A 5,467-nucleotide genomic window follows, 5' to 3' on the forward strand; every position below is an offset into this window, starting at 1 on the left:
TAAGGGAATTACTGCGGTGCCACGTGGTAGAGCAGTTGCCAGAGAACAAAGTTGAAACCTACGTGAATTTCAAGTATTAGGACGCTAATGTCTCAATTTGAGCCGACGCCTGAAGAATTCTCTAGCAAGCGCACCTACACCAATCCGGTGTACAACGGCTATTTTGCCGATCCGTTTGTTTGGGAACACGAGGGAGTATATTACGCAATCGGCACGGGTGCAGCAGAAGCAGAGGGAGAGGTGGACGAAATCGGCAAACGGCGCGTCTTTCCCCTCCTGCGCTCTGAGGACTTTGTAAGCTGGGAGTTTGCGGGTAATGCACTGCTGCGCCCAGACGCTGCTTTGGGAGATAACTATTGGGCACCCGAAGTTGCTTATTGCGATCGCAAGTTCTATCTCTACTACTCCGTAGGACACGAAGACAAGCGGCATCAGTTACGGGTTGCAACGAGCGATCGCCCGTTGGGACCTTATCAAGACATCGGTGAACCCCTCATAGACCCTGAATCGTGTTCTTTCGCCATCGATCCTCATGCCTTTCGGGATGACGATGGGCAATGGTATCTGTTCTACGCCCGCGATTTCTTGGATACAGAAGGCGGAATAAGGGCTGGAACGGCGCTGATGGTAGACCGATTGATAGGGATGACAAAACTGGCTGGAGAGGGGAAAGTTGTTTTACGCGCCCGCTCTGACTGGCAGCGGTTTCTGGCAAACCGTTTGATGTACGGCGATCGCTATGATTGGCATACCTTAGAAGGCCCAAGCGTCCGCAAACATGGCGATCGCTACTACTGCTTTTACAGCGGTGGGCGTTGGGAAACTGAAAACTACGGTGTCGATTATGGCGTTGCAGATAGCGTCATGGGTCCCTACTCGGATGCGGGGAATGAAGCAGGACCCCGCGTATTGAAAACTGTTGTCGATCGCGTTCTCGGTCCCGGTCATAACTCAATCGTTGTCGGTCCCGATGGTAAAACTGATTACATCGCTTACCATGCTTGGGACACGGGCAGGTCGGCGCGGCGAATGTGCTTAGATAAATTGATTTGGACGGCGGATGGCCCGCGCTGCGATGGTCCCACCTGGACATCGCAGACTATCTAACAGCGAATAGCGATCGCGCTTACCGAAACCGAAGCAATTCTAGCGATTGCTGGCGGCAAGATGTCAAGTGCGATCGCTATTGAGGAGTGTCATGTATACGGGCAATTCTCTGGAAAGATTTTTAGCCTAGAATCCAGGTTACAGAAATTGGCGACCGTCCTTCTTTTCACCAAAATCAGCGAAGAACCTTAGCCACTATGCCACCCGATCGGGAACTTTGGGTAACTTGATGATAAAGCTTGTTCCCTTGCCTTCAGCGCTTTCAACTTCAATCGTCCCTTCATGTGCTTCAGTAATACTCTTTACCAAAAATAATCCTAGTCCCCATCCCGTTTGCTCCTCAGCAGAGATAGTTCGACGAAATTGTTGAAATAGGATTGATTGAGCGTCTAGGCTAATCGGATCGCCTTCATTATGGATAGTAAGGCTGATCTGCGTTTCAGTTTGCTGAAGCGTGAGTGTAATCGGCGTGCCAGACGCCCCATATTTCACAGCGTTAACTGCTAAGTTTTCAATCACCCGCCGTATTTCTTTACGGCTGCAATAACTCCTGATATCAGAATCACAAACCACAACAAACCGATCTCCATAAGCGAAGCTCAAATCCTCTACTACCTCTTGAACTAGCACCTCTAAATCGCATTCTTCAAATTCAATCTTTAAACTCTGCCCTGTCCGCAGCCGACTTGCATCAAGCAGATTTTGAATCATCGAATCCAGCCGATTGATTGCATTGAGCATCCTCGCGGCTATATCCACGTGGCTATCTCCTCGTTCCACCCGACGCAGAGTCAGTTGAGTTCCCATTTTTACAACATTAAGGGGGCCTCTGAGGTCGTGAGTTAGCGTCACCATAAATAGCTCTTGAATATCTCGCAGCGTCTCGGAGAATTGAGTGGCAGCGTCATTAACGGCTTGCTCAATGGAGCCGATAATGATGTCTCGTTCCGTCACGTCTAAAGGCGCTTCTTCCTCTAAAACTTGAAAGATGACTTGACGAAGGATGTGGTACTCGAAAATGAGTTGACTCATGGAGTAGTCAGCATAACCGGCCCGCTCATGCCCATGCTTCTTACCAATCCGAGTGCTTTCTACCTTGTCGGCTGCGATTCGGGCAGGTGTCCTGTCAATCCTGTTTGAGAGTTCATCTACCAGTTGGTTTAAGTACAAAGGTAGCGAATTTTGTAAGACAAGAGACTCATGATGCATTGATGCTTTGACTTCATCACGCGCCCGCTCCTCCCACAGATGCATAATTCTTTCAGCATTTTGCTTAAGACGGTCAGACGCTTGATTAGACATCGTTCTTGATTCTCTGCATGCGTGCAGGTAAGGGAAAGTTTCCAAGATGTGGGTTTGATTGAGTTTGAGCAGGTTCGGGCAGCAAGCAACAGAAGTTGCAATGCCTCTGTATACCCCGTCAAGTAGCAGACAAGGTTAAATTACCAAAGATGGTAAGTAGTTTGGACAAGCAGCAGAAAGATATAATTGTAGCGAACTGCAAACCCAAACGCTTCAAACCGCTTTCCAATACAAAACTGAAACTACATTAAATTGCAAATAAAAGGTTAGTCTAAACCCCAATAGCTGCAAATCAAATCACATTATCTGTAAACCGACTGCAAACATAATTTTGAAGCCACATTATCTGCCAATAGCTTTAGGGTAAGCGAAAAAAACTGCTCAAGGATTATTTTTAACTACTACAGTCCGATTTCTACCACTTCATTCGGGCATATATGTCTGGTCAATAAGTCCTTTTAATTCGGATACTTTTGGTAATGTATTCTAAAAACTAGCGTTGGTCAATCAAACCGCTACTTGATGAAGAGGAACTTGATGGACAAAAGAAACCAGTAATGCAATTTTCTGATCGCTTTAGTGTGTATCTCTCTCAGGGGAAAATTATGTCAGTTTCTCTTCCTGACGATGAGATTTAACACCTCACTGCACTAAACGGCTGGATGAAAGCGCTTTACCAATTGGGTTGACAATTTTTAATGCGTCTGGGTCGTCATCGGTATACGAGCGATCGCCCTAGCCCAAAAACAGATTCCTGAGTTCTGGCTGTCATCCCTATAGCTAAGCCTAAACGTATCGAGAAATGGCATCAACGCCTCCATCTCCTGGGGAGGTACTGCCATTCTCACTACAATTCGCCCGTAATCGGCGCTGTTGTTGCAGTAGCGACTTCAGTTCTTGTCAAACCCATCTCCCGGCTGATTTCGGTAGTTAGAAAGGTTTTATTTATACTTAGTATAAAAATTTCCTATATCTTTTTAGCGGCTCAATTGCCATACAGTGGTTCTACGCATCAGATGTTGCGTAGAACCACTGTGTCACTTCAGTCATGATTAAAACCTTTTTCAAATTCTTGGTTATCCAGGATGGGGAGTAGATATGGATACAAGCCTGATCGTTTCTAATATCCTAAATCCACCAATCCTATTCTTCTTTCTAGGTATGGTGGCAGTTTTTGTTAAATCGGATCTGGAAATTCCGGCTCCTTTCCCCAAGTTACTGTCACTTTATCTACTATTTTCCATTGGCTTTAAGGGAGGAGTAGAACTGATTAAAAGCGGCTTAACCCAGGAAGTGATATTCACCATGCTGGCAGCCGTATTGATGGCGTGTGCCGTCCCGATCTATACCTTTTTTATCCTGAAGCTGAAGCTGGATATCTACGATGCAGCAGCGATCGCCGCGACTTATGGCTCCATCAGTGCCGTAACTTTTATCACGGCAGGAGCTTTTTTGACCGAGTTGGGGATTGATTATGATGGTTATATGGTTGCAGCCCTAGCGCTTATGGAATCTCCGGCTATCATCGTCGGGCTGATTCTGGTCAATCTATTCACACCCAGCCAGGGAGATCGGGACTTTTCCTGGCCCGAAGTGTTGCAAGAAGCCTTCCTGAATAGCTCCGTATTTCTGCTGGTTGGTAGCCTGATCATCGGAGTCCTAACTGGAGAACGCGGTTGGCACACTTTGGAACCCTTTACTCAGGGATTGTTCTACGGTATCCTGACCTTCTTTTTGCTCGACATGGGGTTGGTTGCAGCTAGAAGGATTAAGGACTTGCAAAAAACGGGTGTTTTTCTCATTTCTTTTGCAATACTAATCCCAATCCTCAATGCAGGCATTGGAATTTTGATTGCAAAATTCATCGGAATGCCCAAGGGGGACGCGCTCTTATTTGCGGTACTTTGTGCAAGTGCTTCTTATATTGCTGTTCCCGCCGCTATGCGTTTAACGGTTCCTGAAGCGAATCCTAGCTTGTACGTTTCTACCGCACTAGCTGTAACGTTTCCTTTCAACATCATTGTCGGAATTCCCGTATATCTGTACGGCATTGAGATGCTTTGGAGATAACATCATGCATTCAGTTAAACGAATAGAAGTCATTGCAAATTCAGTTGAACTTGGCAAAATTTTAGACAGTTTAAAAAAATCAGGTGTAACCGGGCACCTAGTCATCCGAAATGTTGCCGGACAGGGGCTTAGAGGGGGTTCTGAAGATTTAGATATGACGATGCTGGATAATGTCTATGTCATCGCATTTTGTGCGCCAGAAAAACTTAAAGGTGCTGTGGAAATTATTCGACCAATCCTCAACAAGTTTGGAGGCAGTTGTTACATTTCTGATGCGATGGAAATTCGCTCGACGAGATGCGTTGCTTCGTTGTAAGGCGGCTGTTTCTATCTTCTGTGAAATCTGAAGAAACTAAAAAACAAAAATAAAGTCTAGCTTCGGCTTTGAACTTTGAATCGTTTATTCTGCAACTTTTACTTCTTCAATAGCGATGAATCAAAACAATGGGTTGATGGGGCGGCGCAATTTCTTGAATTTAACGGGAACTGGCGGAATAGCACTGATGGCTGCTGTGACAGGAAGTGCATTCTGGGGTGTGCAAGCAAATCGAGCGATCGCAGCGACTGTTGATCCTCTCAGCCCTGATGCCGCCCTAAAACGGTTGATGGAGGGCAATCAACGGTTTGTGCAACACAAGGCTAAACATCCCGATCAATCAGAGGCACGCATTAAAGAAATTGCCCAAGCACAACACCCTTTTGCAACGCTGCTAACCTGCGCGGATTCGCGGGTATCTGCGGAAATTTTGTTTGATGAAGGACTCGGTGACTTATTTGATATCCGGGTTGCCGGAAATATTGTGACTCCAGAAGTGCTTGGCAGTTTGGAATACGCTGTAGCTATCCTCAGCACTCCTGTGATTATGGTTTTAGGTCACGAACGCTGTGGTGCTGTCACTGCCGCAGTCCAGGGGGAACGTCTCCCTGGAAGCATGAATTCTTTTGTTAAAGCCATCAAACCTGCGATCGCTAAGACAAAAGATGAATC

The 5,467-nt window shown here is 46.3% G+C and carries 5 protein-coding genes and 1 pseudogene; 4 read left to right on the forward strand and 2 right to left on the reverse strand.

From position 1 onward, the window contains the following. Positions 1-87 precede the first annotated feature (87 nt). Positions 88-1,107: a glycoside hydrolase family 43 protein gene (locus tag H6F50_RS13480; RefSeq protein WP_190429086.1), complete on the forward strand. Its 1,020-nt coding sequence runs from the start codon at positions 88-90 to the stop codon at positions 1,105-1,107. A 195-nt stretch (positions 1,108-1,302) separates the two neighbouring features. Here the strand turns inward: H6F50_RS13480 and H6F50_RS27095 are convergent, their stop codons facing one another. Both H6F50_RS27095 and H6F50_RS13490 read right to left on the reverse strand, forming a co-directional pair. Then, positions 1,303-2,409, reverse strand: a complete 1,107-nt coding sequence (locus tag H6F50_RS27095) for a HAMP domain-containing sensor histidine kinase (RefSeq protein ID WP_242029020.1) — start codon at positions 2,407-2,409, stop codon at positions 1,303-1,305. Positions 2,410-3,104: 695 nt separating this feature from the next. After that, a pseudogene (locus H6F50_RS13490) lies at positions 3,105-3,287 on the reverse strand (hypothetical protein); the annotation flags it as partial. 220 nt (positions 3,288-3,507) lie between these two features. Between H6F50_RS13490 and H6F50_RS13495 the strand changes: the two are divergent. The 3 genes from H6F50_RS13495 to H6F50_RS13505 form a co-directional block, all read left to right on the forward strand. Continuing rightward, positions 3,508-4,479, forward strand: a complete 972-nt coding sequence (locus H6F50_RS13495; RefSeq protein ID WP_190412389.1) for a sodium-dependent bicarbonate transport family permease — start codon at positions 3,508-3,510, stop codon at positions 4,477-4,479. Between the two features lie 4 nt (positions 4,480-4,483). Further along, positions 4,484-4,795 carry a P-II family nitrogen regulator gene (locus H6F50_RS13500; protein WP_190412390.1) on the forward strand — a complete coding sequence of 104 codons (312 nt, stop codon included), beginning with the start codon at positions 4,484-4,486 and terminating at the stop codon, positions 4,793-4,795. A gap of 115 nt (positions 4,796-4,910) precedes the next feature. Beyond that, a partial coding sequence (locus tag H6F50_RS13505; protein WP_190429088.1) for a carbonic anhydrase occupies positions 4,911-5,467 on the forward strand: 557 nt, incomplete at its 3' end.

This window comes from Coleofasciculus sp. FACHB-712, from assembly GCF_014695635.1.
Classification (GTDB): domain Bacteria; phylum Cyanobacteriota; class Cyanobacteriia; order Cyanobacteriales; family FACHB-T130; genus FACHB-T130.